The following is a 25,315-nucleotide window of genomic DNA, read 5'->3' on the forward strand; positions in this document are numbered from 1 at the left end:
TACGCCCCTTCACGCCCTGCGCGCGCCCCGGGAGACCTGGTCTCCCCGGGGCGTTCGCGTGCCCGGGGTGTTCCCGTACCCGGGGCGACCGCGTGCCCCGGGGCGGCTCAGAAGCCGCGGGTGCGCTTCGCCGCGCGGCGTTTGGCCGCGCTCTGGGCGCCCGGGATCCGCATGAAGAGCCGGGAGGCCTCCGACCCCAGGTTCACCCCGACGGCGATGGCCAGGGCGATGGCGGCGGCCTTGGTGAGCGAGGCGAGCCCCTCGTCGAGGTGGTTCTCGGCGATCGAGAGCAGCCCGAAGTACGTCGCCGAGCCGGGCAGCAGCGGACCGATGGCCGCCGTCACGTACGGCAGGGCGGAGGCGAAGCGGTAGCGGGAGAAGAGCTGCCCGAACAGGCCGACCAGCCCGGCCGCGATGGCCGTGGACGGCACGGGGGGCAGCTCGGCGGCCCGCAGCGCCCCGAAGGTGACCCAGGCGACCCCGCCGTTGAGGGTCACGATCGCCACCGTGGACCACTCCTGCTGGAGCAGGATCGCGAAGGTGAACACCAGCACCATCGAGGCCAGGGTCTGGATCACCGGCCGGTCCGGGATCTGGAGCGCCTCGTCCGGGTTCGGCTGGGCGCCGAACTGGAGGCCCACGTAGATCACCACCAGGACCCCGCTGATGATCCCGATGAAGAGGTACATCACCTCCAGCAGCCGGGCCGAGGCGGTGATGTAGTAGCCGGTCAGCCCGTCCTGCACGGCCGCGACCAGGGCCCGCCCGGGGAGCAGCGCGAAGAGGCCACCGGTGATCACGGCGGAGGCCCGTACGTCGATCGTGGCGATCTTCAGGGCCACGCCGATGGCGGCGGGCGGCATCGCGGCCACCACGAACTGGTAGAACTCCGGCAGCCCGCGCCCGGCGCAGTACCAGGCCAGCCGGTCGCCGAGGACGGCGCCGAGGGCGGCGCAGAAGAACACCGTGACCCCGCCGCCGACCAGGATGGAGGCGGCGCCCGCGAGCAGTCCCGCGGCGGCCGTGAGGACCCAGGTGGGGTACGGGTGGCGGTTGCGGCGGATCTCGGCGAGCCGGCGGTAGGCCTCCTCCAGGGAGACCTCCTCGTCGGGCGCGCTGATGTCGTCCACCAGCCGGTAGACGGCGGCCAGCCGGGTGTAGTCGGTGCCGCGGCGGCGCACCGTGCGGTTCGCGGAGACCGGGTGGTCCACCAGGGAGGGCTGGTGGGTGATCGACAGCATGGTGAAGGTGACGGTGGGCTCGCAGCGGTCGAGCCCGTAGGAGCGGGCCACGGCGAACATCGCGGCCTCCACGTCCTCGGCGCCCTCGCCGCCCGCGAGCAGCAGCTCGCCGATGCGCAGGGTGAGGTCGAGGACGCGGCCCACGGCGGGACCGCTCTCGCTCTGCCGCTGCACCGGCTCGGCCACCGGGCGCACGTCGACCGGCATGCGCAGCATCGTGCGCATCCGGTCCTGCCAGGGGGACTCCTTCATCCGTGAGACGGGGAAGCCGCCGGGGGTGTAGGCGGGCGGCGAGTGCTGGGCGCTGTAGGTGGCCGGGGCGGCGAAGGCGGAGCCCTCGGGCTCGGCGGGCAGCGCGGCCATGCCGTCGGGGACGGCGAACTCCGAGGTCGGCTGGTCCTCGTCCAGGGCCTCCGGTGCCATCCCGGGCGGCCGGGTGAAGGCGCTGTGCGCCTCGTCGGACTTGGGCTTCCTGTCCTCTGCCCCGTCGGCCTCCGCCACGCGCCCTCCAGTCCGTGATCATCCGCGGTACCAGTATGCGGAATCGATTCCTCCTGCGCGTTCCCGCGCCCGGGCCGGGTACGCGGCCCGCCCCGCACACGACGACGGGCGGCACCCCCTCCGGAGAGGGGATGCCGCCCGCGATGTCACGGAGCCCGGGGAGGTGCCCCCGGCCCGCTCACGCCCGGCGTGGCGGAAGGCTCAGCGAGGGCTCAGCGAGGGCTCAGTGGTGGCCGCCCTGCGCCTCCAGGCGCTTGTACGAGGCCTCGATCTCGGCCTCGGCCTCGGCGCGGCCGACCCAGTTGGCGCCCTCGACCGACTTGCCCGGCTCCAGGTCCTTGTAGACCTCGAAGAAGTGCTGGATCTCCAGGCGGTCGAACTCCGACACGTGGTGGATGTCGCGCAGGTGCTCCACGCGCGGGTCCGAGGCCGGCACGCACAGCAGCTTGTCGTCGCCGCCCGCCTCGTCCGTCATGCGGAACATGCCGATCGCGCGGCACTTGATCAGGCAGCCCGGGAAGGTCGGCTCGTCCAGGATGACCAGCGCGTCCAGCGGGTCGCCGTCCTCGCCGAGGGTGTTCTCGACGAAGCCGTAGTCGGCCGGGTAGCTGGTCGAGGTGAAGAGGCGACGGTCCAGACGGATCCGGCCGGTCTCGTGGTCGACCTCGTACTTGTTCCGCGAACCCTTGGGGATCTCGATGGTGACGTCGAACTCCACGTCCTGCTCCTCCATGATCAGCTTCATTGCTTCGGGACTGCTCTGCATTGATCCATCTGCGCGCGCGTCCGGCCCAGCCTCGCGGGTGGGGTGCCATGCTCGCGGCAAGACGCAGTGGTTAAGTGTCCCTCACGCATATGTGTGATCGCGAAAGGGGCTGGTCCGAGGTGCCCTTGGCCAAGACATGGCAGCTCATCGCGGGGTCGGCCGTCGCCGGCTTCGCGCTCTCGGCCGCGGTGGTGTCCGCCACCGGGCCGTGGGACTCCGGCCAGCGTAAGGCCGAGCGGGACAGGGCCGCCTCCTGGAGCCGTACGGGTGGCGCAGATCACGCCGAGGGGAGCCGTCCCGACCGGTCCGGGCTGCCGCGGGCGGCGCCGAGCGCCCCCGGGGTGCTCACCGGGGTCGCCCCCCGCCCCGCCGACGCGGCCGGTGACGGCCCCGACGCCCTCGCCGGGGCGCTGAAGCCCCTCCTCGCCGACCCGGCGCTGGGCACCGTACGGGGCGCCAGCGTGGTCGACACCGCCACCGGCCGGGTCCTCTTCGAGTCCGGGTCGGGCGAGCCCATGACCCCGGCCTCCACCGTCAAGATCGCCACCGCGAGCGCCGCCCTGGCCGCCCTCGGGCCCGAGCACCGCTTCCGGACCACCGTGACCCCCGGCGCGGGCCCCGGCACGCTCGTCCTGGTCGGCGGCGGGGACCCCTCCCTCACCGCCAAGAAGAAGAGCCCCGCCGGATCCGGCGGCAGCCTCGTCGCCCTCGCCGCCGACACCGCCCAGGCGCTCCGGGCCGCCGGCACCGACACGGTCACCCTCGGCTACGACGACTCGCTCTACACCGGGCCCGTCCGCCACCCGATCGGCCGCAACGACAACCTCGCGCCCGTCACCGCCCTCACCGCCGACGAGGGCCGCCCCGACGACTCCGCCTCCGGGCCCGTCACCCGCACCGACGACCCCTCCGGCGACACCGCCCGCGCCTTCGCCGGCCTGCTGCGCGACCGCGGCATCACGGTGAACGGCGACCCGGCCCGGACCACGGCGCCCGCCGGGGCGCAGCCGCTGGCCACCACCCTGTCCACCCCGCTCGCCGGGCTCGTCGAGCGGATGCTGACCAACAGCGACAACGACATCGCCGAGGCCCTCGCCCGCCAGACGGCCCTCGCCGCCGGGCAGAGCGCCGGCTTCGAGGGCGCCGAGAAGGCCGTCTCCGCGAAGCTGGCCTCCCTCGGCGTCGACGTCACCGGCACCCGCTTCGCCGACGGCAGCGGCCTCGACCGGGCCGACAAGGTCACCACCCGCCTCCTGACCGGCCTCCTCGCCGCCGCCGCCGACCCCCGCCACCCGGAGCTGCGGCCCGTCCTGACCGGGCTGCCCGTGGCCGGGTTCACCGGCACCCTGCGCGCCCGCAACGCCGGCACCTCCCCGGCCGCCGGCCTGCTCCGGGCCAAGACCGGCACCCTCACCGGGGTCAACTCCCTCGCCGGGACCGTCGTCGACTCCTCCGGGCGACTGCTCGCCTTCGCCTTCCTGACGGCGGGAGCCGCCGACGGCCCCGCCGCCGAGAAGGGCCTCGACAAGCTCGCGGCCGCCGTGGCCGGCACCTCGTAAGGGGATCCGCCGGAGCGCCGGTCCACGTACGGTTGACGCATGACGAGCATCGGTGGTGCGGAGATGGTCGACTGGAACCTCGCGGTGGCGACCGCGACCCGGCTCGTGCGGCCGGGTCCTGAGGTCAGCCGCGACGAGGCACGGGCGGTGGTGGCGGAACTGCGCCGGCACGCCCGGACCTCCGAGGAGCACGTGCGCGCGTTCACCAGGATGGGACCCGACGGCACCGGCCGGCCCGACACCCCCGTCCTCGTCGTCGACCGGGCCGGCTGGGTCAGGGCCAACGTCGCGGGCTTCCGCGAACTGCTCGGCCCGCTGCTCGGCAAGATGCAGGACCGCCGGGCCGGCGCCCCCGGCGGCGCCGTCCTCGGCGCGGTCGGCGGCAAGGTCACCGGCGTCGAGCTGGGCATGCTGCTGAGCTTCCTGGCCTCCCGCGTGCTCGGCCAGTACGAGACCTTCGCGCCCGCCCTCCCGGACCTCCCCGGCGGCTCCGCCACCGGCGGCAGGCTGCTCCTCGTCGCCCCCAACATCGTGCACGTCGAGCGCGAGCTGGAGGTGAACCCGCACGACTTCCGGCTCTGGGTGTGCCTGCACGAGGAGACGCACCGTACCCAGTTCACGGCCGTCCCGTGGCTGCGCGCCCACCTGGAGGGCGAAATCCAGTCGTTCCTCGGCGCCACCGAGATGGAGCCCGGGGCCGTCCTGGAACGGCTGCGCGAGGCCGTGCAGTCCTTCTCCGGAGCCCGCCCCGAGGCCGACCGCGGCGACGGGGGCCGCTCCCTCGTCGAACTCGTCCAGACGCCCCGGCAGCGCGAGGTGCTCGCCCGGCTGACCGCCGTCATGTCCCTGCTGGAGGGGCACGCCGACTTCGTGATGGACGGCGTCGGACCCGAGGTGGTGCCCTCCGTCGCCGAGATCCGCGAGAAGTTCCAGCAGCGCCGCGCCACCGGGGCCGGCCGTCTCGACGCCGCCCTGCGCAAGCTGCTCGGCCTCGACGCCAAGCTCCGCCAGTACCGCGACGGCGAACGCTTCGTCCGCGCCGTCGTCGGCCAGGTCGGCATGGACGGCTTCAACCGCGTCTGGACCTCGCCCAACACCCTGCCCACCAAAGCCGAGATCGCCCGGCCCGCGGACTGGGTCACCCGGGTGCACGGAAAGGGGAGCGCGGGGAGCGAAGAAGGGTGACGCAAGGGGCGTAAGCATGTCCCACTGGGGGAAGCAGCATCACCCGTCCGAGGGACCGTGGGCCGTGGAAGGGCGTGCGATGCTCGGAGAACGGCTCGCCTCTGTCACCATCGACGCACTCTGAGTGACGAAGTGCCGTTCTCCGCGCAACACCCCACTCTCCGAGCATCCGAACTCCACGAAGGGCACCGGACATGGGTCCCCATCCTGCGGTCGCGGCGATACGCCTGGCGGTCCGCCGCGTACTCCACGACATCCTGAACGACCACGCCCCCGCTCCCGCCGCCGGCCCCCGCACCGGGACCGGTACGCCACTCGTCCTCGTCGCCTGCTCCGGCGGCGCCGACTCCATGGCCCTCGCCTCCGCCCTCGCCTTCGAGGCCCCCAAGCTCGGGGTCCGGGCCGGCGGCGTCACCGTGGACCACGGCCTCCAGCCCGGCTCCGACCTGCGCGCCGCGGAGGTCGTCTCCCGCATGACCGCGCTCCGCCTCGACCCGGTGGAGTCCGTCGCCGTGCGCGTCGGCCGCGAGGGCGGACCCGAGGCCGCCGCCCGCGACGCCCGCTACGCCGCCCTCGACGAGGCCGCCGACCGGCTGGGCGCCTGCGCCGTGCTGCTCGGCCACACGCGTGACGACCAGGCCGAAACCGTCCTGCTGGGCCTCGCGCGCGGCTCCGGCATCCGCTCGCTGTCCGGCATGGCCGAGGTCTCGGGAGGTACGGGCCGCAGCCACCGCTACCGCCGCCCCTTCCTCCAGATCGACCGGCAGACCGCCCGCAAGGCCTGCATGGTCCAGTCCCTCCCCGTCTGGGACGACCCGCACAACATCGACCCCGCCTACACCCGCTCCCGGCTGCGCCACGAGGGCCTGCCCGCCCTGGAGAAGGCGCTCGGCAAGGGAGTCGTGGAGGCGCTCGCCCGCACCGCCCAGCTCTCCCGGGACGACGCCGACGCCCTCGACTCCTGGGCCGCCGACGCCGAGGCCGGCGTACGCGACGAGGACGGCCGCCTGGAGTGCGCCAAGCTGTACGCCCTGCCCCCGGCCGTCCGCCGCCGGGTGCTGCGCAGGGCCGTGGTCGCGGCCGGATCCCCCGCCGGCTCCCTCTTCGCCCGGCACATCGAGGAAGTCGACCGCCTCATCACCGGATGGCGGGGCCAGGGCGCCATCAACCTGCCCGGCCGCGTCGAGGCCCAGCGGCAGGGTGGCAGACTTGTCATCCGGCAGGGCTGATTGGTGCTGAAGCACGGCTGAGTCCTCCGGGGGCATCCCCCGGAGCCCCGGCCGCCAACGAAAGTGATGCGGGTGGACGAGAAGGACATGGGCAGCGACCTCCAGTCGGTGCTCATCACCAAGGAAGAGATCGACGCGAAGCTGGCCGAGCTGGCCGCGAAGATCGACGCGGAGTACGCGGGCAAGGACCTGCTCATCGTCGGTGTGCTCAAGGGCGCCGTGATGGTGATGGCGGACCTGGCGCGCGCCTTGTCCACCCCGCTCACCATGGACTGGATGGCGGTGTCCTCCTACGGCGCCGGGACCCAGTCCTCGGGCGTCGTCCGGATCCTCAAGGACCTGGACACCGACATCAAGGGCAAGCACGTCCTGATCGTCGAGGACATCATCGACTCGGGCCTGACCCTGTCCTGGCTGCTGTCGAACCTGGGCTCCCGCGAGCCGGCCTCCCTCAAGGTCGTCACGCTGCTGCGCAAGCCCGAGGCCGCGAAGGTCGCGATCGACGTCGAGTGGGTCGGCTTCGACATCCCGAACGAGTTCGTCGTCGGCTACGGCCTCGACTACGCGGAGAAGTACCGCAACCTGCCGTTCGTCGGCACGCTCGCCCCGCACGTCTACGGCGGCTGAACCCCCCGGCCGGCGGTAACGTCGGCCGTTTCCGGCCGCTCGCGGCCCCCGGGGAACCTGGGGGCGGTCCCCCGCGTTGAGCAGGGGAAGGCGGGTCTGTCAGCCGTCCCACGAGGCCGCGGGTGACAATACAGGGGTACATTCCGAAGAACAGTCTTTACTCACAGCAGCATTTACCTACGGGCAGGAGGGACGGGGTGCCTGGCGCCCCGTATGGATGGACGTGAAGCGATACTTCCGTGGGCCGGTCATGTGGATCGTGCTGGCCGTCCTCGCCGTGGTCGTGTTGATGAACGTCGTCGGCTCCGGCGGCGGCTACAAGTCGGTGGAGACCAGCGAGGTCATCAAGGCGATCAACAGTGGCCAGGTGGAAAGCGCCAAGCTGACCACCGGTGACAGCCAGATGATCAAGATCGAGCTGAAGAAGGACCAGAAGCTCGGCAACAACGACGGCACCAAGTTCCAGGCCAACTACATCGGGGATCAGGGCGTACAGCTCGCCCAGAACCTCCAGACCAAGTTCGAGGCCGGTCAGATCCCTGACGGGTACTCCGTCACTCCGGACAAGACCAGCCCGTTCCTGAGCGTGCTGCTCTCGCTCCTGCCCTTCGTCCTCATCGTCGTCGTCTTCCTGTTCCTGATGAACCAGATGCAGGGCGGCGGCTCCCGGGTCATGAACTTCGGGAAGTCCAAGGCGAAGCTCATCACCAAGGACACCCCGAAGACGACGTTCGCGGACGTCGCGGGTGCGGACGAGGCCGTCGAGGAACTCCACGAGATCAAGGAGTTCCTCCAGGAGCCGGCGAAGTTCCAGGCCGTCGGCGCGAAGATCCCCAAGGGCGTGCTGCTCTACGGCCCGCCCGGCACCGGCAAGACCCTGCTCGCGCGCGCCGTCGCGGGGGAGGCCGGCGTTCCCTTCTACTCGATCTCCGGTTCCGACTTCGTCGAGATGTTCGTCGGTGTCGGTGCCTCGCGTGTCCGCGACCTGTTCGAGCAGGCCAAGGCCAACGCGCCGGCGATCGTCTTCGTCGACGAGATCGACGCCGTCGGCCGGCACCGCGGTGCGGGCCTCGGCGGCGGTCACGACGAGCGTGAGCAGACCCTCAACCAGCTGCTCGTCGAGATGGACGGCTTCGACGTGAAGGGCGGCGTCATCCTGATCGCCGCCACGAACCGGCCCGACATCCTCGACCCGGCGCTGCTGCGCCCGGGCCGCTTCGACCGGCAGATCGCGGTCGACCGGCCGGACATGCAGGGCCGTCTGGAGATCCTCAAGGTCCACCAGAAGGGCAAGCCGGTCGCTCCGGACGTCGACCTCTCGGCCGTCGCCCGCCGCACCCCCGGCTTCACCGGTGCCGATCTGTCCAACGTCCTGAACGAGGCGGCCCTGCTGACCGCGCGCTCGGACCTCAAGCTGATCGACAACCACATGCTGGACGAGGCGATCGACCGCGTCGTGGCGGGCCCGCAGAAGCGGACCCGGATCATGTCGGACAAGGAAAAGAAGATCACCGCGTACCACGAGGGCGGACACGCCCTGGTCGCGGCGGCCTCCCCGAACTCCGACCCGGTCCACAAGATCACGATCCTGTCCCGCGGCCGGGCCCTGGGTTACACCATGGTCCTGCCCGACGAGGACAAGTACTCGACCACGCGCAACGAGATGCTCGACCAGCTGGCGTACATGCTGGGCGGGCGCGCGGCCGAGGAGCTGGTCTTCCACGACCCGACCACGGGCGCGGCGAACGACATCGAGAAGGCCACCGCCACGGCGCGGGCCATGGTCACGCAGTACGGCATGACCGAGCGTCTCGGTGCGATCAAGTTCGGCGGCGACAACACCGAGCCGTTCCTGGGCCGCGAGATGTCGCACCCGCGGGACTACTCGGAAGAGGTCGCGGCGCTGGTCGACGAAGAGGTCAAGAAGCTCATCGAGACCGCGCACAACGAGGCCTGGGAGATCCTGGTCGAGAACCGGGACGTCCTGGACAACCTGGTCCTCGCGCTGCTGGAGAAGGAGACGCTGAACAAGGAGCAGATCGCCGAGATCTTCTCCACGATCGTGAAGCGTCCGGCCCGTCCCGCGTGGACCGGCTCCTCCCGCCGCACCCCCTCCACCCGTCCGCCGGTGCTCTCGCCCAAGGAGCTCCAGCTGACGAACTCCGCCAACGGCACCTCGGCGTCCGCGCCGGCCGTGTCGGTGGAGAAGGCCCCGGAGCCCTCCCCGGAGGACCGTCCGGAGGCCTGATCAGGTCCGGAATGGATGCCGCGCCCCCCAGGTTCTAGCCTGGGGGGCGCGGCATTCTTGTATGACCGCGTGGTGTGGACAGGAACGAGGATGAGATGACCGACCCAGTGACCCTGACCGGTGGCGAGGGCACGATCGGCGAGTTCGACGAGAAGCGCGCCGAGGCGGCGGTCCGCGAGCTCCTGATCGCGGTCGGCGAGGACCCGGACCGCGAGGGTCTCCTGGCGACACCGGGCCGCGTGGCGCGCGCGTACAAGGAGATATTCGCCGGTCTGCGCCAACGCCCCGAGGAGGTCCTGACGACGACGTTCGACCTGGGCCACGACGAGATGGTCCTGGTCAAGGACATCGAGGTCATGAGCACCTGCGAGCACCACCTCGTCCCGTTCCACGGCGTGGCGCACGTCGGCTACATCCCGTCCGTCGACGGCAAGATCACCGGCCTGTCGAAGCTGGCCCGGCTGGTGGACGTGTTCGCCCGCCGCCCCCAGGTGCAGGAGCGGCTCACCACCCAGATCGCCGAGTCGGTCATGGAGATCCTGGACCCGCGCGGGGTCATCGTGGTCATCGAGTGCGAGCACATGTGCATGACCATGCGCGGCGTCCGCAAGCCCGGCGCCAAGACCATCACCTCGGCGGTCCGCGGGCAGCTCCGCGACCCCGCGACCCGTAACGAGGCCATGAGCCTCATCATGGCGCGCTGACGGGTCCGCCCGGCCCCCGGGGCCCGGGAGACGGGGTCGGCCGTCACAGGAGCCTCAGGAGCCCCGGCCGGTTCAGGCCGGGGCCGGGGCCGCCTTGTCGGAGTCGTCGTCCTCCGGGAGCTTCAGGACGTGCTCCAGGAAGAGGGCCGCGGCGATCACGGCGGCGCCGGCCAGCACCGAGCCGCCCGCGTACCAGGCCTGGTCCTGGCGGGCCGGGACGTCGAGGGACTCCGTCAGGAGGAAGACCCCGACGCCGCCGTACATGCCCGCCACCAGGGCCGCGACCAGGGCGCTGGCCTGGGCGAAGACCACCGCGCGGGCCGCCATCAGCGGCTCGACGCCCTTCGCCCCCGGCCGGCGCTCGCGCTGGGCCTTCAGCCGGGCGCGCAGCGACAGCGCGGTGGCGAACAGCACGACGGCGATCACCGCCAGTACGACCGGCGCCGCCAGCGGCACGCCCGGCAGGGTGCCGTACGCGTTCCACAGCCGGGCGCCCGCCCAGGACAGCACCCCGGCGATCACGAAGATGCCCGCCAGGACCGCCGGCCTCAGTTGCTTCACTTGCCCGTTCCCCGCTCTCAGTGACTGGCCCGCACGGCCGTGAACAGGCTACTAACGACTACTCCGGCAGACGGAGTTCCAGGTCGGGGCGTGCCGTGATGCCCGACGGGCCGATTCCGGCCAGCAGCGAGGCCACCGGACCGTGACCGGGGAGCTGCGCCTCGGGGTCGACGTCGTTCCAGGGGGCCAGGACGAAGGCGCGCAGGTGGGCCCGGGGGTGCGGGAGGGTCAGGACGGGGTCGTCGGAGACCACGTCGGCGTACGCCACGATGTCGACGTCGATGGTGCGCGGCCCCCAGCGCTCCTCGCGGACCCGGTCGAAGGCCTCCTCGATGGCGTGGCCGCGCTCCAGCAGGCTGGAGGGGGGCAAGGTGGTCTTCACCAGCGCGACGGCGTTGAAGTACGAGGGCTGCGAGCCGGGGTCGACGCCCCACGGCTCGGTCTCGTAGACGGCGGAGACGGCCTTGACCCGCAGGCCGGGGGTGTCGCCGAGCGCGTCGACGGCGCCCTGGAGGGTGTCCAGGCGGTTGCCGAGGTTCGCGCCGAGCGCGATGACGGCCCACTTGGGGTTGGACAGGGTCACGTCCGCCGCATCGACCGTCTCGACGACGGAGGCGGGTACCGGCTGGACGGTGGGGTCGCTCTGGGCGTTCAGGCCGTTGTTCATGCGCGGCTCCGGGTGATCGTGATGGTCACGTCGTCGAAGGGGACGGTGATGGGCGCGTCCGGCTTGTGGACGACGACCTCCACCTCTGCCACCGCTTCGTGCTTCAGGCACTGCTGGGCGATCCGCTCGGCGAGGGTTTCGATCAGGTCGACGGGCTCGCCCCGCACCACGTCGACGACCTCCTCGGCGACGACGCCGTAGTGCACGGTCTTGGCCAGGTCGTCCCCGGCCGCCGCGGGGCGGGTGTCCAGGTGCAGTACGAGGTCGACGATGAAGGTCTGGCCCTCTTCGCGCTCCCGGGGGAAGACGCCGTGGTGCCCGCGAGCCTTGAGGCCGCGCAGTGCGACACGATCCACGCGAATCACTCCTGCTTTCGTAGGTGCTCCGGTCCCGGGACTCCCCGGGGCCATGGGCCTACGCCGAGTGCGGTCGGCGTCGTCCGCCTTCGAATTTACCTGCGGCGGGGCTTCGTCCCCGCCCTTGGGGTCAGTCGGTGCCCGCTTCGTCCTCGTCTTCGGAGTCCGTGAGCACCGGAGAACCGTGGTGGGACCAGAGCCGCCACCCCTGCGGTGTGCGTCGGAACACATTCGTGGCGACGACGAGCTGGCCGACGAGCGGTCCCAGTTCCCCGGCCTCCTCGGCGGGGCCGCCGCTGAGGATGTTCTCGGTACAGGTGACCAGGGCGGTGTCGCCTATGAGGGCCACCTTGGTGTCGGTGAGGAAGAACTGGATGTACTCGGTGTGCGACATGATCAGCGCGTACGAGCGCAGCACCTCGCCGCGCCCCGAGAGCACCGGCCAGCCCGGGTGCACGCAGGAGATCTCGTCGTCGAGCCAGAGCGCCGACAGTACGTCGAAGTCCCCCTGCTCCATGGCCTCGTAGAAGGCCGCGTTGACCTCTTCGACGGCTTCGATGTCGGTACGGCTCACCGTGCCCCTTCCTTGTGCGTACGGCCGGTCACAGTGCCCCTTCCACGGCGCGGGCCACCCGAACCGCGTCGGCGCTCGCCCGTACCTCGTGCACCCGTACGGCCCAGGCGCCCTGGTGGGCGGCGATGGCCGAGACGGCGGCGGTGGCGGCGTCGCGCTCGCGCGCGGGCGGCGGGGCGGCGTCGGCGGCGCCGGCCAGGACGCGGCCGAGGAAACGCTTCCGCGAGGCGGCGACCAGCAGCGGGAAGCCGAGGGCGCGCAGCTCGGGGAGGTGGGCGACCAGGGCCAGGTCGTGCTCGGCGTTCTTGGCGAAGCCGAGGCCGGGGTCGACGACGAGGCGCTCGGGGGCGATGCCGCCGGAGACGACGGCGTCGATGCGGGTGCGGAGTTCGGCGGTGACCTCGGCGAGGACGTCCTCGTAGACGGCGAGACGGTTCATGCCCTCGCTGAAGCCGCGCCAGTGCATGACGACGAAGGGCACCTCGGCGGCGGCGACCGCCGGGATCATGCCGGGGTCGGCGAGGCCGCCGCTGACGTCGTTGACGAGGGTGGCGCCCGCGGCGACGGCCTGGGCGGCGACGGCCGCGCGCATGGTGTCGACGGAGACGGTGACGCCCTCGGAGGCGAGGCCGCGGACGACGGGGACGACGCGGCGGAGCTCTTCGTCGGCGTCGACGCGGGAGGCGCCGGGGCGGGTGGATTCGCCGCCGACGTCGACGAGGTCGGCGCCTTGGGCGACGAGGTCGAGGCCGCGTTTGACGGCGGCGGTGGTGTCGAACCAGCGGCCGCCGTCGGAGAAGGAGTCCGGGGTGACGTTGACCACGCCCATGACGCCGCAGCGGTGCCAGTCGGGCAGCCCGGCCACCCGGCCGCGGTTGATGTTCATGGGGTCCAGCGTAGGCCCCGCCCCCACCCGTCCGGCCCCAGGGCCGCTGCGCGGGCTTGCTCCCCGCCCCGCCCTTCGCCCGTTCCCCGGAGCTGCGCCCCGGCCCCCTCGGGGGCTCCGCCCCCGAACCCCCGCGCCTCAAACGCCGGCGGGGCTGGGTGGGGCCGGGCAGCCGGATGGCTGGCTCGCGGGTGGGTGGGGCTCCGCCCCCGGGTCCTCGCGCCTCGAACGTCGGCGGGGCTGGTGGGGGGCGGGTAGGGGATGGCCGGCTCGCGGGCGGGTGGGGGCTTCGCCCCCCGGCCCCCGCGCCTCGAACGTCGGCGGGGCTGGTTGGGGGCGGGCTGGGATGCCTGGCTCGGTGGGGTGACGGGGCCGGGCGGAGCCCGGGGAACGGGGGAAGGGCGGGTAGGGGACCCTTCCGCGCAGCGGCGCCCCCCGCAGCCGGGTGGGCTGTGGGGGGCGCGGGCGTGCCGTGGGGGCGGAGTGCCCCCGGCCAGGGGCTAGGCCGGCTGGGTTTCGCGGTCTTTCTGGGGCGGGACCGCGGCGTGGTTGTGGGCGCAGGTGCGGACCGGCTTCGGGCGGCGGCGGCCGGCGAAGAGGCGGGGGAGGGCCAGCGTGACGAAACCCTCGGCCTGCATCACGGCGAAGCCGATGCGGGGCAGGTCGCGGGTCTGCCGGTAGACCATGAAGCGGGGCTCCCAGCGCGGGCGGAACTTCTCGTTGAACTTGTACAGGGACTCGATCTGGAACCAGCGCGACAGGAAGACCAGCAGGCCGCGCCACATCCGCAGCACCGGTCCGGCGCCGATCTTCTCGCCGCGGGCCAGCGCCGCGCGGAACATCGCGAAGTTCAGGGAGACCTTCTCGATGCCGAGCTCCGGGCAGGCCCCCAGGGAGGCCACGATCAGCAGTTCGTTCATGCCGGGGTCGGCGGCGCGGTCGCGGCGCATCAGCTCCAGCGACATGCCGTCCTTGCCCCAGGGGACGAAGTGCAAGATGGCCTTGAGGTCGCCGAAGGGGCTGGTGTCGCCCTCCTCCACGCGGTGCGCGGTGGCGATGAAGCAGTCCCCGTCGCCCGGGTCGCCGACCCGGCCCAGCGCCATGGAGAAGCCGCGCTCGGTGTCGGTGCCGCGCCAGGCCTCGGCGGCGCCGCGGACCTGCTCCAGCTCCTCCTCGGTCAGCTCGCTGACCCGGCGGACCTTGGTGGTGTAGCCGTTGCGCTCGATGCGCTTCACCATCTGGCGGACGTTGCGCATGGCGCGTCCGGCGAGGGAGAAGTCTTTGACGTCGACGATCGCCTCGTCACCGAGTTCCAGGGCGTCCAGGCCGGTCTCACGGGTCCAGACCTCGCCGCCGGTCTCGCTGCATCCCACGACGGCCGGGGTCCAGGAGTGGGCCTTGGCCTCCTCCATGAACCGCTCGATCGCGCCGGGCCACGCCTCGACGTCGCCGACCGGGTCGCCGGAGGCGAGCATCACACCGGAGACGACGCGGTAGGTGACGGCCGCCTTGCCGCTGGGCGAGAAGACGACGGCCTTGTCGCGGCGCAGCGCGAAGTGGCCGAGCGAGTCGCGCCCGCCGTGCTTGGCGAGCAGCTCGCGCAGCTTCACCTCGTCGTCGCTGGTGAGCCGCGCGGCCGGGTGCTCGGGGCGGAAGGCCAGGTAGATGGTGGTGACGGCGGTCAGCATGCCGAGGGCGCCGAGGGAGTAGCCGACGGTCCACGACACGCGGCCCATGTAGTCGACGGGTCCCTCGAAGCCGAAGAGGCCGTAGACGACGTGGGTGATCTGCTCGTACAGGCTCGGGTGGCCGACGACCTTGCCCGGGTGGACGTTGACGATCACCAGGCCGAGGCCGATGGAGCCGGCGCTCATCAGCACGAAGTTCGCGAGCGCCCGCCAGCGGCTGCGCGGGTCCGGCAGGGCCTTGAACTCACCCTGGTGGCGCAGCAGCAGCGCGAGGAGCACGGCCGCGATGACCACGCCGATGACGGAGTGGCGGTACGCGAACTGCGCCACGGCGCCGGCCGGCAGCAGGACGACGGCGGCCCGCCAGGCCCGCCGCTTGCGTCGCTTGAGGCCGTGGGCGAGCAGCAGGATGAGGACGCCCGCGCTCAGGGACAGGGCGGCGGCGAAGGGGCCCAGGGATCCGGGCAGCACTTCGGTGACCGCGTGGAAACGGCTGTGACGGAACCGCGGGAAGACGGCCGCGGCGATGTCCAGCAGTCCGACGATCATGACTGCCGTGCCTACGAGGCCGGGGACGGCCTCCGGTCGTGGGCCTCGGAGGATTCGGCCGACCCGCTTCGGAACCTGTCCGGACTTATCGCCATCTATCCTGCTAGACATCGCTTCCCGTTGCTCCGCGAGAGATCATGTGGCCGAAGGCCGTGACAGCCTCCGGGGTGTGGTGCGTCCACTAGGACGACATCCGGGAGGAGGCGGTTCACTCTTCCGTCGGAATAATCCAGTCCTGCCATCAGAAAGTCGACTGACTGCTCATGGGTCTCACCAGTAATACGGTTCTGGTCCTGGCCATCATCGCCGGTGTGCTGCTGTTCGGGGTGACGGTCTGGTTCTGGCCGAAGCTCTCGGGCCGCTCCTGGCGCTCGATCGCCGGCCGGATCGCCCTCCTGCTCGCGACCCAGCTGGCGCTGTTCTCGGCAGTCGGTCTCGCCGCCAACAAGTCGTTCCTCTTCTACGGTTCGTGGGCCGACCTCTTCGGCCAGGAGACGTCCATCGGCAAGGTCGTCGACCACTCGATGAGCAGCAGGGACATCAAGGTCGTCGACAAGCAGAAGCTGGACGTGCCCGGCGGCGGCAAGCCGCAGGTCGGTGGTCAGATCCTGAAGGTTGCCATAACCGGGCAGAAGTCGAAGATAACCAGCCCCGGCTACGTCTGGCTCCCGCCGGAGTACTTCCAGCCGCAGCACAAGGCGCAGAACTTCCCGGCGTCCATCGTCCTGACGGGGTACCCGGGCACGGCCGAGAATCTGATCAAAGGGCTGAACTACCCGATGACGGCCTTCAAGCAGGCCAAGCAGGGCAAGATGAAGCCGATGATCCTGGTCATGCTGCGGCCGACCATCGCGCCGCCGCGCGACACCGAGTGCGTGGACATCCCGGGCGGCCCGCAGACCGAGACCTTCTTCGCGCAGGACCTGCCGCAGGCCATCCAGAGCACCTTCCGGGTCGGCAAGAAGCCGGAGAACATGGGCTTCATCGGCAACTCCACGGGCGGCTACTGCGCCCTGAAGATCGCCGCGCACCACCCGCAGACCTTCGGCGCGGCCGTGGGTCTGTCCGCGTACTACAAGGCGGCGGACGACGCCACGACCGGTGACCTCTTCCGCGGCGACGACAAGCTGAAGAAGCGCGCGGACGTCCTGCACAGCCTGGAGAACAAGAAGCCGGCCGGTACGTCCTTCCTCGTCACCACGAGCGAGAAGGGCGAGGACAACCTGAACGACACCAAGAAGTTCATCAAGCTGGTCAAGGGCTCGGACCGGGTCTCCTCGATCATCCTCGACAGCGGCGGCCACAACTTCAACACCTGGCGCCGCGAGATCCCGCCGATGCTGGTGTGGATGAGCGGGCGCATGCAGGCCTGACGGCCCGGCGCTTACGTCTCGCGCCTGCGCCCCCGCGCCTACGCCTCTTGCAGGTGGGCCCGGCGCAGTGCGCGGTGGACGGCCTCCGGGGTCAGTACGCCGACCAGCGCGCCGGTGTCCGGATGCGTGACGCCGATCCGCCCGGAGTCCTCCTGGAGCAGGGCGGCGAGGGCTTCGCGCAGCGAGGCCCCCAGGGCGACGGAGGCGGCGGGGGCGGGGGCGGCGCCCTCCGCGGGGGCCAGGTCGGCCGCCTCCACCGGGGTGACGGCGAGCCGCTTGAGTCCCCGGTCGGCGCCGACGAACCCCGCGACGTACTCGGTGGCCGGGGCGCCGAGCACGGCGGCCGGCCGGGCGAACTGCTCGATCGTGCCCTCCCCGTACACCGCGATCCGGTCGCCGAGCCGGACGGCCTCCTCCAGGTCGTGCGTGACCAGCAGGATCGTCTTGCGGACGGTGCGCTGGAGGGTGAGGAACTCGTTCTGGAGGCGTTCGCGCACCACCGGGTCCACCGCGCCGAACGGCTCGTCCATCAGCAGCACCGGGGGATCGGCGGCGAGCGCGCGGGCCACGCCGACGCGCTGGCGCTGGCCGCCGGACAGCTGCTCCGGGTACCGGTCCCCGTACACGGCCGGATCCAGCCCCACCAGTTCGAGCAGCTCGGCCGCCCGCGCGCGGGCCCGGGCCTTGGGGGTGCCGATCAGCTGGGGCACGGTCGCCGTGTTCTCCAGCACCGTCTTGTGCGGGAACAGCCCGACCTGCTGGATCACGTAGCCGATCCGGCGGCGCAGCTCGACCGGGTCGGCGGCCGCGATGTCCTCGCCGCCGAGCAGGATCCTGCCGGAGGTGGGCTCGATCAGCCGGTTGACCATCTTCATCGTGGTGGTCTTGCCGCAGCCGGACGGGCCCACGAGCGTGACGAGCTCGCCCTCCGCCACCTCGAAGGACAGGTCCTCGACGGCCATGGTCCCGTCGGGGTAGCGCTTGGTCACGTGCTCGAATCGGATCACACCGCCCATCCTTCCTCACGGGCGTCCGGGATGTGTACCGGGATGTGTAAAGGCCGTGTTGCCTCCGTGCGAAGGATTCCGGCCAATGTCGGCGGCGGGGGTTATGGTCGCTGGTGGCCGTGCATGCGGTCGTCAGGAGCACGACCGCGCGGGTGACGGGGGTGGAGAGCATGGCCGGGCAGAACTGCCTGGTGGCCAATGACTGGATCTGCTGGGACTACGTCAGCTCCCGCTCCCAGGAACTCACCGACGCCACCGTCCAGCACGTCTGGATCACCGGCGTCTCGGTGCTCATCGGCATCGCCGTGTCCGTACCGCTCGCCCTGCTGGCCCGGCGCGGCCGCCGCTGGGCGGCCCCCGTGCTCGGGCTCACCACCCTGCTCTACACGATCCCCTCGCTGGCCATGTTCTCGCTGCTGCTGCCCCTCTTCGGGCTCTCGGCGGCCCTGGTGGTGACCGGGCTCGTGCTGTACTCGCTGACCATCCTCGTGCGCAACGTGCTGGCCGGCCTGGAGGCCGTCCCCGAAGACGTACGGGAGGCCGCGCGCGGGATGGGGTACGGCCCGGGCCGGCTGCTGTGGCAGGTCGAGCTGCCGCTGGCGCTGCCCGCCCTGCTCGCCGGGGTGCGGATCGCGACCGTCTCGACGGTGGCGCTGACCACCGTCGGCTCCATCGTCGGCAAGGGCGGGCTGGGCAACCTGATCGCCCCGGCCGTGAACAGCTCCTTCAAGGCGCAGGTGCTGACCGCCTCCGTGCTGTGCGTGCTGCTCGCGCTCGTCGCCGATCTGCTGCTGCTCGGACTCCAGCGGCTGCTGACGCCGTGGACCCGGGCCGGCGCCCGCTCCGCGAAGGGGGCCTGAGGGCATGGGTGTACTCGGACAGACCTGGGACTGGCTGGCCGACGGCGCCAACTGGTCCGGTGAGAGCGGCGTCTGGCACCGCCTGGGCGAGCACGTCTACGTCAGCGGGATCGCCCTGGCCATCGCCTGCGCCCTCGCCCTGCCCGTCGGGCTGTGGCTCGGCCACCTCGGCAAGGGCGGCGCCCTCGCCGTCAACGTCTCCAACGCCGGCCGGGCCGTGCCGGTCTTCGCGGTGCTGGCCCTGTTCATGGTCTCGCCGCTGCGCAGCGCCGGTTACCTGCCGACCATCGTCGCGCTGGTGCTGTTCGCGGTGCCGCCGCTGCTGACCAACGCGTACGTGGGCATGCGCGAGGTGGACCGCTCGGTGGTCGAGGCCGCCCGGGGCATGGGCATGTCCGGCCGACAGCTCTTCCTGAAGGTGGAACTGCCGCTCGCGCGCGGCCTGGTGATGACCGGGCTGCGCTCGGGCGCCGTGCAGGTCATCGCCACCGCCACGATCGCCGCGATGGTCGGGCAGGGCGGCCTGGGCCGGATCATCACCGCCGGCTTCAACACGTACAACACCCCGCAGGTCGTGGCCGGGGCCCTGCTGGTGGCCGCGCTGGCCCTGCTGGTGGAGGGCGCGCTGGTGGCGGCGGAGCGGCTGCTGCCGAGCCGTCGGCCGGTGGCGCGCTGAGCCGTTGGTTCCGTTCCGTTCCGTTGTTCCGTTTCGAGTTTTTCCCGTACCCCCCTTTCCCGTAGGAGCTTTGATGAGCAAGTCCACGCGCATCCTCGGCGCGACCCTGGGCGCGGTGGCCCTGACCGTTTCGCTCAGCGCGTGCGGGGGCGACAGCCTGGAGAAGACCAAGGACGGCGGCTCCTCGTCCGCCGCGTCCTCCTCCGGCGGGGGCGCCAAGGGCAAGCTGGTGATTGGCTCGGCCGGCTTCACCGAGTCCAACGTGCTGGCCGAGCTGTACGCGCAGCTCCTCAAGGGCGCCGGTTACGACACCTCCCTCACCACGGTCAACAACCGTGAACTGTACGAGCCGTCGCTGGAGAAGGGCGAGATCGACGTCGTCCCGGAGTACGCGGCCACCCTCGCGGAGTTCCTCAACGCCAAGGTGAACGGCCCGAACGCGCCGAAGGAGAAGCCGGTCGCCTCCAGCGACGCGGCGGTGACCGTCGCGGCCCTGGAGAAGCTCGCGGCGCCGCTCGGCCTGAAGGCCCTGCCCGCGGGCGCGGCGGTCGACCAGAACGCCTTCGCGGTGAGCCGGGAATTCGCCCAGAAGAACAACCTGAAGACGCTTTCCGATCTGGGAAAGTCGGGGCTGAAGGTGAAGATCGCGGCGGGTGACGAATGCTCCGTCCGGCCTTTCTGCGCACCGGGGTTGGAGAAGACGTACGGAATCTCGGTTTCCGGTATCGACCCCAAGGGCGTCGGCACCCCGCAGGCCAAGCAGGCCGTGAAGGACGGGGTGGACCAGCTGGTGCTGACCACCACCACCGACGCCACGCTGGACGGCTACGGTCTGGTCCTGCTGGAGGACGACAAGAAGCTCCAGAACGCCGACAACGTCCTGCCCGTCGTCAACGCCAAGGACGCCGGGGCGCCGGAGGTCGCGGCCGCCCTCGACAAGCTCACCAAGGTGCTCACCACCGCCGACCTCGTCGACCTCAACCGGAAGGTGGACGCCGAGCGCGCCAAGCCGGCGGACGTCGCGAAGGCCTACCTCCAGTCCAAGGGCCTGCTCGACAAGTAGGGTTACCGGATTGATGGAGAATTGTGGGGTAACCGCCCGGCAAGAGATTGCCGGACGGGTACCCCACGCGCCGTCCACGCACTGTAAATTTCAGGCCATGCCCCGTGGACGCCACCGCAATCCCGAGCCCCTGCACCGACTCCTCACGCCGACGGCCGTCGCCGGGGTTTCCGTCGCCAGCGCCGGCGCGGCCTGGCTGCTCGCGGAACCGCTCGCGCTGCGCCTGCTCGTGGCCCTTTCGGCAGCCGCCGGCGTCGGCGGCGCCGTGCTCATGCGCTCCTGGGACCGGGCGGCCGGCCGCCGCGTCGCGGAGCTCGCGCGCGACCGCGTCAAGGACGAGTGGAAGACCGAGGAGCGGATAGCCGAGCTCGAATCCGACCTGGAGGAGGCGCGCGTCCTGCGCGCCAGGCTCGACACCAAGCTCCGCGCCAAGCGGGTCGAACTGGCCGGCCTGCGCGGCGAACACGCCGCCCTGCTGCGCCGCTACGCGACCGCCGAGACCGAGCGCGCCAGCGCCCTGGAGAAGCGCCGGCTGCTGGCCCTGGAGGCGGCCGCGGCCCCGGCCGCCGCCGCGAAGGAGCTGCCCGCGGTCTCGCACGACCGCACCTCCAGTGGCGCCCCCACCCCCGTCGGGTACGCCCGCGCCAACGCCGCCCTGGTCGCGCTGCTGCGCAAGGCGGAGGCGAAGGCCGCGGACGCCGCCGGGCCGAAGGCGCTCGCCGCCGGGGCCGCGGCCCCCGCCGCCCCGACCCCGACCCCGACTCCGCCCACGGGCGGCGGAGTTCCGGTTCCCGCCGCCGGGACCACCCATACCCGTACGGCCGCGGCCACGCCCTCGGCGGCGACCGTCCCGGCCCGCCGGCCGGCCGCCGCGGTGGCCCCGTACGCCTCCCCGCGCCGCTCCGCCTCGCGCGTCGAGGGCGGCTTCGACTTCTTCGGCACCAAGACCACCGCGCAGGCCCGCGCCGCCATCGAGTCCGTACAGAACGAGGACCTGGCCGACGTCGTGGGAGCCGAGGCCCTCGCCGTGCACAAGGCGGAGACCGCCGGCGCCGCCTCCGGGCCGGAGTTCAAGCCGGTCACCGCCGAGCAGCGCGCGCTGGGCCAGGTCATCGACCTGACCGCCCACGACGAGACCGAGCCGATCGACGTCGTCGGGCTGCGCACCGCGATCTCGTAGCGCGGCGCCCGCCTCGACGGGTGGTTCAGAACAGCGGCAGCTGGCCCGGATGCGGGCCGAGCGTGAACCCGTCCAGCGTCGGGGCCGAGGCGCCGAGGACCACCCGGGCCCGGGAGCCGGGGCAGGACACCAGGTCGCCCCGTCCGCGCCCGGCCGGGGGGTCGTGGCGGGCGATCCGGCCGGCCGTCACGGCGCAGTCGCGGCCGCAGGCGGGGCAGGCCCGCCGGGGGGAGTGGGACATGCCCCCAGTCTGCCCTGTCCCGCTGACAGCGCGGCTCCAGGCCGCCCGCCCGCCCCGGCTACTTGTCGATGTCACCGACGACGAAGAAGAGCGAGCCCAGGATCGACACCATGTCGGCGACCAGCTGCCCCGGCAGCAGCACCGCCAGGGCCTGGATGTTGTTGAAGGAGGCGCTGCGCAGCTTCAGCCGGTACGGGGTCTTCTCGCCCTTCGAGACGAGGTAGTAGCCGTTGATGCCGAGCGGGTTCTCGGTCCAGGCGTACGTACTGCCCTCGGGCGCCTTCAGCACCTTCGGCAGCCGCTGGTTGACCGGCCCCGGCGGCAGCTCGTCCATCCGGTCCAGGCAGGCCACCGCGAGGTCGAGGGCGTTGTGCGTCTGGCCGAGCAGGACCTCGAAGCGGGACAGGCAGTCCCCGTCGGTGCGGGTGACCACCTTGAGGACGTCCTGGAGCTCCCCGTAGGCGAGGTACGGCTCGTCCCGGCGCAGGTCGAAGTCGACGCCGGAGGCGCGGGCGATCGGGCCCGAGACCCCGTACGCGTGCACCGCCTCGGCGGACAGGACGCCGACGCCGCGCGTGCGGCCCCGGAAGATCTCGTTGCCGTGGACCAGCTTGTCGTAGACGTCCATGCGGGTGCGGACGTCGGCGACGGCGGCGCGGGCCCGGCCGAGCCAGCCGGCCGGAAGGTCCTCCTTGAGGCCGCCGACGCGGTTGAACATGTAGTGCATCCGGCCGCCGGAGATCTCCTCCATGACCGCCTGGAGCTCCTCGCGCTCGCGGAAGGCGTGGAAGATCGGGGTGATCCCGCCCAGCTCCAGCGGGTACGAGCCGAGGAACATCAGGTGGTTCAGGACCCGGTTCAGCTCGGCGAGCAGCGTCCGCATCCACACCGCGCGCTCGGGGACCTCCATGCCGAGCATCCGCTCGACGGCCATGACCACGCCGAGCTCGTTGGAGAACGCCGACAGCCAGTCGTGGCGGTTGGCCAGCATCACGATCTGGCGGTAGTCGCGGGCCTCGAACAGCTTCTCCGCGCCGCGGTGCATGTAGCCGACCACCGGCTCGGCGCTGACGATGCGCTCGCCGTCCAGGACGAGCCGCAGGCGCAGCACGCCGTGCGTGGAAGGGTGCTGCGGTCCGATGTTGAGCACCATGTCGGTGCTCTCCGCCGCACCGCCGATGCCGACCGTGGTCTCCGTCATGCGCGCATTGTCTCAGCCCTAGGGTGGGGGGATGGGAACCGGGACGAGGCGTGGGCCGGACGGGCCCGAGTGGGTGGGGCTGCCGGGCGGGCTGCTCACCCTGCGGCGGCTGCTGCTGGTGGTGTGGACGGTGGCGCTGACGGTGGCGACCGGTGTCTGCCTGGGGCTGCTGGCCGGTCCGGGGTGGGCGGTGGTCGCGGCGCTCTGGCCTTGCGCACTGGTCTGGGGGTGGGTGTTGCTCGGGCGGAACTGGCGGTCCTGGCGGTACGCGGAACGGGCCGACGACCTGCTGATCAGCCGGGGCGTGCTGTGGCGGGAGCAGACGGTGGTCCCGTACGGGCGGATGCAGCTGGTGGAGGTCACCTCCGGGCCGCTGGAGCGGCGTTTCGGGCTGGCCTCCGTACAGCTGCACACGGCCGCCGCCGCGTCGGACGCCCGGATTCCGGGGCTGGACCCGGCGGAGGCGGAGCGGCTGCGGGACCGGCTGTCGGAACGGGGCGAGGCAAGGTCGGCGGGGCTGTGAGCGGGGCGGGTGGGGCTGGGGGGTCGGGCGGGCCGGGTGGGTCGGGTGGTGAGCGGCGGTTGCACGTGCTGACGCCGTTGCGGCGGGCGTGGGTGCCGGTCGCCGCGACCGTCGGGCTGGTCCTCCAGCAGGGCGAGCGGGCCCAGGAGTGGGTGCGCTCCTACCCCGTCGGGCCGCGGCTGCTCGCGCTGGCCGCGCTGGTCCTCGTCTTCGGTGCGTACGGACTGCTCAGCTGGTGGTTCACCCACTACTCCGTCACCGACACCGAGCTCCGCATCCGCACCGGCCTGATCTTCCGCCGCACCGCCCACATCCGCCTCGACCGCCTCCAGGCCGTGGACGTCACCCGTCCGATGCCGGCCCGGATCGCGGGCGTCGCGAAGCTCCGGCTCGACGTCATCGGCGCCGAGGCCAAGGACGAGCTGGCCTTCCTCGGTGAGCGGGAGGCCGTCGCGCTGCGCGCCGAGCTGCTGGCGCGGGCGGCCGGTTTCGCCCCGGCCGAGGCGGCCGGCCTCGGTGAGGCCCCGCAGCGGGAGCTGCTGCGGGTGCCGGTGCGCGACCTGGCCGTCTCCCTGCTGCTCAGCCTCGGGGTGTGGGCCGCGCTGGCAGCCGGGCTCGTCGCCCCGGTGGTGGTGTGGCGGCTCGGTGACAGCCCCTGGGCGGCGGTGGCCGTCCTGCTGCCGCTGCTGGGGGCGGTGTGGAGGGGCAGTCTGGGCCGGTTCCTCGCCGAGTACGACTGGACGGTCGCCGAGTCCCCCGACGGGCTGCGGCTGGACCACGGGCTGCTGGACCGGGCGCACGAGACCGTCCCGCCGGGGCGGGTGCAGACCGTACGGATCGTGGAGCCGCTGCTGTGGCGGCGGCGCGGCTGGGTGCGGGTGGAGCTGGCCGTGGCGGGCTCGAAGAACGATGTGCTGGTGCCGGTGGCGACCCGGGCCGCCGCCCACGCCGTGATCGCCCGGGTGCTGCCGGGCGCCGACCTGACGTCCCTGGCCTTCAGCCCGTCGCCGCGCGCGGGCTCGCGATGGGTGGTGCCGGTGTGGTGGAAGGGGTACGGGCTGGCCCTCTCGGCGGAGCTGTTCGCGGCCCGGCGCGGGCGGCTGTGCCGGCGTACGGAGATCGTTCCGCACGCGAAGGTGCAGAGCGTGCGCTTCTCGCAGGGGCCCTGGGAGCGCGCCCGCGGCGTGGCTGACCTGCACGTGGACACCGGAGCGAACGGCACCGTCACCGCCCGGCTGCGGCCCGCCGCGGAGGCGGCCGCGCTGCTGGACGAACAGGCGGTCCGCTCGCGTACGTCCCGGGCGGCGGCCCGCCCCGACCGCTGGATGACCTGACACGAGGACGCGTATGGCCCGTATGGCCTCACCCGCCCGCCGGATTGGAAGCGACGGTTCCGGTCGGGGATTATTTTCGGACAGTCGTTCAGGCCATGTGAAACCGCGTTTGTGTTCGCAACGTCCCTTGGGTAGACAGGTACGCGCATGCGCGTGACGCAACGACACGTCAGGGGTGGGTGAATGAAGTTCGACATGGGCAGCACGACGCTGTCCGAGCTGGGCAAGGCCACGAGCGGCTCCAGCGAGGACCTCGGCACGCTGATCAAGCTGCTGATCGCCGCGGCGGACCCGCTGGAGGGCAAGTTCAACGGGGCCGGCAAGGCCGCGTTCGACTCCTTCAAGCGTCGCTCGGACGCGATCACGGCGGAGCTGAACGCCTCGCTGCGCGCGATCCTCGGCGGCCAGAAGGGCATGGACACCTCCTTCGTCACCGGTGACCAGGAGCAGCAGGACAACGCCCACCAGAACCAGGGTTCGGCGAACTTCGACGCGGCTCGCTTCGGCGCGCGCTGA

25 protein-coding genes are annotated in these 25,315 nt (G+C 72.2%); 14 read left to right on the forward strand and 11 right to left on the reverse strand.

What is annotated here, in order from left to right; all coding sequences use genetic code 11:
• Window positions 1-107: 107 nt before the first annotated feature.
• Both ACZ6ZT_RS14960 and ACZ6ZT_RS14965 read right to left on the reverse strand, forming a co-directional pair.
• The gene (locus tag ACZ6ZT_RS14960; protein ID WP_469719568.1) at window positions 108-1,742 is read right to left on the reverse strand and encodes a threonine/serine exporter family protein; all 1,635 of its coding nucleotides are present in this window, start codon (window positions 1,740-1,742) and stop codon (window positions 108-110) included.
• 223 nt (window positions 1,743-1,965) lie between these two features.
• A complete protein-coding gene (locus tag ACZ6ZT_RS14965) occupies window positions 1,966-2,460 on the reverse strand; it encodes an inorganic diphosphatase (RefSeq protein ID WP_030031597.1) in 495 nt (164 codons plus the stop codon).
• 137 nt (window positions 2,461-2,597) lie between these two features.
• On the opposite strand from ACZ6ZT_RS14965, the gene dacB reads away from it, so the two are divergent.
• The 6 genes from dacB to folE all read left to right on the forward strand — a co-directional run bounded on the left by dacB (window position 2,598) and on the right by folE (window position 10,060).
• Window positions 2,598-4,067 carry a D-alanyl-D-alanine carboxypeptidase/D-alanyl-D-alanine endopeptidase gene (dacB, locus tag ACZ6ZT_RS14970; RefSeq protein WP_469719569.1) on the forward strand — a complete coding sequence of 490 codons (1,470 nt, stop codon included), beginning with the start codon at window positions 2,598-2,600 and terminating at the stop codon, window positions 4,065-4,067.
• A 39-nt stretch (window positions 4,068-4,106) separates the two neighbouring features.
• Entirely contained in the window at window positions 4,107-5,252 is a 1,146-nt protein-coding gene (locus tag ACZ6ZT_RS14975) for a zinc-dependent metalloprotease (RefSeq protein WP_469719570.1), read from the forward strand.
• A gap of 194 nt (window positions 5,253-5,446) precedes the next feature.
• Entirely contained in the window at window positions 5,447-6,481 is a 1,035-nt protein-coding gene (gene tilS / locus ACZ6ZT_RS14980) for a tRNA lysidine(34) synthetase TilS (RefSeq protein WP_469719571.1), read from the forward strand.
• Window positions 6,482-6,547: 66 nt separating this feature from the next.
• Window positions 6,548-7,108 carry a hypoxanthine phosphoribosyltransferase gene (gene hpt, locus ACZ6ZT_RS14985; RefSeq protein ID WP_266576669.1) on the forward strand — a complete coding sequence of 187 codons (561 nt, stop codon included), beginning with the start codon at window positions 6,548-6,550 and terminating at the stop codon, window positions 7,106-7,108.
• 217 nt (window positions 7,109-7,325) lie between these two features.
• Window positions 7,326-9,356 (forward strand): ATP-dependent zinc metalloprotease FtsH, encoded by a 2,031-nt coding sequence (gene ftsH, locus ACZ6ZT_RS14990; protein ID WP_469719572.1) that lies wholly within the window; start codon window positions 7,326-7,328, stop codon window positions 9,354-9,356.
• A gap of 95 nt (window positions 9,357-9,451) precedes the next feature.
• Window positions 9,452-10,060, forward strand: coding sequence for a GTP cyclohydrolase I FolE (folE, locus tag ACZ6ZT_RS14995; RefSeq protein ID WP_469719573.1), 609 nt, complete (start codon window positions 9,452-9,454; stop codon window positions 10,058-10,060).
• A 72-nt stretch (window positions 10,061-10,132) separates the two neighbouring features.
• On the opposite strand, the gene ACZ6ZT_RS15000 is transcribed toward folE, so the two are convergent.
• The 6 genes from ACZ6ZT_RS15000 to ACZ6ZT_RS15025 form a co-directional block, all read right to left on the reverse strand.
• On the reverse strand, window positions 10,133-10,621 hold the full coding sequence (locus tag ACZ6ZT_RS15000; protein WP_469719574.1) for a DUF3180 domain-containing protein: 489 nt from the start codon (window positions 10,619-10,621) through the stop codon (window positions 10,133-10,135).
• Between the two features lie 58 nt (window positions 10,622-10,679).
• Window positions 10,680-11,288 carry a 2-amino-4-hydroxy-6-hydroxymethyldihydropteridine diphosphokinase gene (gene folK, locus ACZ6ZT_RS15005; RefSeq protein WP_469719575.1) on the reverse strand — a complete coding sequence of 203 codons (609 nt, stop codon included), beginning with the start codon at window positions 11,286-11,288 and terminating at the stop codon, window positions 10,680-10,682.
• Window positions 11,285-11,644 (reverse strand): dihydroneopterin aldolase, encoded by a 360-nt coding sequence (gene folB / locus ACZ6ZT_RS15010; RefSeq protein ID WP_469719576.1) that lies wholly within the window; start codon window positions 11,642-11,644, stop codon window positions 11,285-11,287. The genes folK and folB overlap by 4 nt, the downstream gene beginning before the upstream one ends.
• Before the next feature lie 130 nt (window positions 11,645-11,774).
• Entirely contained in the window at window positions 11,775-12,218 is a 444-nt protein-coding gene (locus ACZ6ZT_RS15015; protein WP_469719577.1) for a nuclear transport factor 2 family protein, read from the reverse strand.
• Between the two features lie 28 nt (window positions 12,219-12,246).
• Window positions 12,247-13,104, reverse strand: coding sequence for a dihydropteroate synthase (gene folP / locus ACZ6ZT_RS15020; protein ID WP_469719578.1), 858 nt, complete (start codon window positions 13,102-13,104; stop codon window positions 12,247-12,249).
• A 500-nt stretch (window positions 13,105-13,604) separates the two neighbouring features.
• Window positions 13,605-15,452: a phosphatidylglycerol lysyltransferase domain-containing protein gene (locus ACZ6ZT_RS15025; protein ID WP_469719579.1), complete on the reverse strand. Its 1,848-nt coding sequence runs from the start codon at window positions 15,450-15,452 to the stop codon at window positions 13,605-13,607.
• 152 nt (window positions 15,453-15,604) lie between these two features.
• Here ACZ6ZT_RS15025 and ACZ6ZT_RS15030 point away from each other — a divergent pair, with 152 nt between their 5' ends.
• Window positions 15,605-16,714 carry an alpha/beta hydrolase gene (locus ACZ6ZT_RS15030; RefSeq protein WP_469719580.1) on the forward strand — a complete coding sequence of 370 codons (1,110 nt, stop codon included), beginning with the start codon at window positions 15,605-15,607 and terminating at the stop codon, window positions 16,712-16,714.
• Between the two features lie 38 nt (window positions 16,715-16,752).
• Here the strand turns inward: ACZ6ZT_RS15030 and ACZ6ZT_RS15035 are convergent, their stop codons facing one another.
• A complete protein-coding gene (locus ACZ6ZT_RS15035) occupies window positions 16,753-17,721 on the reverse strand; it encodes an ABC transporter ATP-binding protein (RefSeq protein WP_469719581.1) in 969 nt (322 codons plus the stop codon).
• A 170-nt stretch (window positions 17,722-17,891) separates the two neighbouring features.
• Between ACZ6ZT_RS15035 and ACZ6ZT_RS15040 the strand changes: the two genes are divergently transcribed.
• From ACZ6ZT_RS15040 to ACZ6ZT_RS15055, 4 genes are all read left to right on the forward strand, one after another.
• Window positions 17,892-18,581, forward strand: coding sequence for an ABC transporter permease (locus ACZ6ZT_RS15040; protein ID WP_469719647.1), 690 nt, complete (start codon window positions 17,892-17,894; stop codon window positions 18,579-18,581).
• Between the two features lie 4 nt (window positions 18,582-18,585).
• The gene (locus ACZ6ZT_RS15045; protein ID WP_469719582.1) at window positions 18,586-19,257 is read left to right on the forward strand and encodes an ABC transporter permease; all 672 of its coding nucleotides are present in this window, start codon (window positions 18,586-18,588) and stop codon (window positions 19,255-19,257) included.
• Window positions 19,258-19,330: 73 nt separating this feature from the next.
• Window positions 19,331-20,320 (forward strand): ABC transporter substrate-binding protein, encoded by a 990-nt coding sequence (locus tag ACZ6ZT_RS15050; RefSeq protein WP_469719583.1) that lies wholly within the window; start codon window positions 19,331-19,333, stop codon window positions 20,318-20,320.
• A gap of 97 nt (window positions 20,321-20,417) precedes the next feature.
• Window positions 20,418-21,500, forward strand: a complete 1,083-nt coding sequence (locus ACZ6ZT_RS15055; protein WP_469719584.1) for a hypothetical protein — start codon at window positions 20,418-20,420, stop codon at window positions 21,498-21,500.
• A gap of 25 nt (window positions 21,501-21,525) precedes the next feature.
• On the opposite strand, the gene ACZ6ZT_RS15060 is transcribed toward ACZ6ZT_RS15055, so the two are convergent.
• Complete coding sequence (locus tag ACZ6ZT_RS15060) at window positions 21,526-21,741, reverse strand: hypothetical protein (RefSeq protein WP_469719585.1); 216 nt, start codon at window positions 21,739-21,741, stop codon at window positions 21,526-21,528.
• Between the two features lie 58 nt (window positions 21,742-21,799).
• Window positions 21,800-22,942: an NADH-quinone oxidoreductase subunit D gene (locus tag ACZ6ZT_RS15065; RefSeq protein ID WP_469719586.1), complete on the reverse strand. Its 1,143-nt coding sequence runs from the start codon at window positions 22,940-22,942 to the stop codon at window positions 21,800-21,802.
• Window positions 22,943-22,973: 31 nt separating this feature from the next.
• On the opposite strand from ACZ6ZT_RS15065, the gene ACZ6ZT_RS15070 reads away from it, so the two are divergent.
• The 3 genes from ACZ6ZT_RS15070 to ACZ6ZT_RS15080 all read left to right on the forward strand — a co-directional run bounded on the left by ACZ6ZT_RS15070 (window position 22,974) and on the right by ACZ6ZT_RS15080 (window position 25,315).
• Window positions 22,974-23,465: a PH domain-containing protein gene (locus ACZ6ZT_RS15070; RefSeq protein WP_469719587.1), complete on the forward strand. Its 492-nt coding sequence runs from the start codon at window positions 22,974-22,976 to the stop codon at window positions 23,463-23,465.
• Window positions 23,462-24,799 carry a PH domain-containing protein gene (locus tag ACZ6ZT_RS15075; RefSeq protein ID WP_469719588.1) on the forward strand — a complete coding sequence of 446 codons (1,338 nt, stop codon included), beginning with the start codon at window positions 23,462-23,464 and terminating at the stop codon, window positions 24,797-24,799. Before ACZ6ZT_RS15070 ends, ACZ6ZT_RS15075 begins: the two co-directional genes overlap by 4 nt.
• Window positions 24,800-24,982: 183 nt before the next feature.
• Complete coding sequence (locus ACZ6ZT_RS15080; RefSeq protein WP_469719589.1) at window positions 24,983-25,315, forward strand: hypothetical protein; 333 nt, start codon at window positions 24,983-24,985, stop codon at window positions 25,313-25,315.

It is taken from the genome of Streptomyces sp. NPDC102258 (assembly GCF_055584685.1).

Bases quoted from the DNA above. Each gene is read 5' to 3' on its own strand.
- ACZ6ZT_RS14975 (WP_469719570.1), top strand. From the start codon at position 4,107: ATGACGAGCATCGGTGGTGCGGAGATGGTCGACTGGAACCTCGCGGTG.
- ACZ6ZT_RS15040 (WP_469719647.1), top strand. From the start codon at position 17,892: ATGGCCGGGCAGAACTGCCTGGTGGCCAATGACTGGATCTGCTGGGAC.
- ACZ6ZT_RS15050 (WP_469719583.1), top strand. From the start codon at position 19,331: ATGAGCAAGTCCACGCGCATCCTCGGCGCGACCCTGGGCGCGGTGGCC.
- ACZ6ZT_RS15065 (WP_469719586.1), bottom strand. From the start codon at position 22,942: ATGACGGAGACCACGGTCGGCATCGGCGGTGCGGCGGAGAGCACCGAC.
- ftsH (WP_469719572.1), top strand. From the start codon at position 7,326: ATGGACGTGAAGCGATACTTCCGTGGGCCGGTCATGTGGATCGTGCTG.
- ACZ6ZT_RS15030 (WP_469719580.1), top strand. From the start codon at position 15,605: ATGGGTCTCACCAGTAATACGGTTCTGGTCCTGGCCATCATCGCCGGT.
- ACZ6ZT_RS15045 (WP_469719582.1), top strand. From the start codon at position 18,586: ATGGGTGTACTCGGACAGACCTGGGACTGGCTGGCCGACGGCGCCAAC.
- dacB (WP_469719569.1), top strand. From the start codon at position 2,598: ATGTGTGATCGCGAAAGGGGCTGGTCCGAGGTGCCCTTGGCCAAGACA.
- ACZ6ZT_RS15080 (WP_469719589.1), top strand. From the start codon at position 24,983: ATGAAGTTCGACATGGGCAGCACGACGCTGTCCGAGCTGGGCAAGGCC.
- tilS (WP_469719571.1), top strand. From the start codon at position 5,447: ATGGGTCCCCATCCTGCGGTCGCGGCGATACGCCTGGCGGTCCGCCGC.
- folE (WP_469719573.1), top strand. From the start codon at position 9,452: ATGACCGACCCAGTGACCCTGACCGGTGGCGAGGGCACGATCGGCGAG.
- ACZ6ZT_RS15055 (WP_469719584.1), top strand. From the start codon at position 20,418: ATGCCCCGTGGACGCCACCGCAATCCCGAGCCCCTGCACCGACTCCTC.
- ACZ6ZT_RS15070 (WP_469719587.1), top strand. From the start codon at position 22,974: ATGGGAACCGGGACGAGGCGTGGGCCGGACGGGCCCGAGTGGGTGGGG.
- folK (WP_469719575.1), bottom strand. From the start codon at position 11,288: ATGAACAACGGCCTGAACGCCCAGAGCGACCCCACCGTCCAGCCGGTA.
- ACZ6ZT_RS15025 (WP_469719579.1), bottom strand. From the start codon at position 15,452: ATGTCTAGCAGGATAGATGGCGATAAGTCCGGACAGGTTCCGAAGCGG.
- ACZ6ZT_RS15060 (WP_469719585.1), bottom strand. From the start codon at position 21,741: ATGTCCCACTCCCCCCGGCGGGCCTGCCCCGCCTGCGGCCGCGACTGC.
- folP (WP_469719578.1), bottom strand. From the start codon at position 13,104: ATGAACATCAACCGCGGCCGGGTGGCCGGGCTGCCCGACTGGCACCGC.
- hpt (WP_266576669.1), top strand. From the start codon at position 6,548: ATGCGGGTGGACGAGAAGGACATGGGCAGCGACCTCCAGTCGGTGCTC.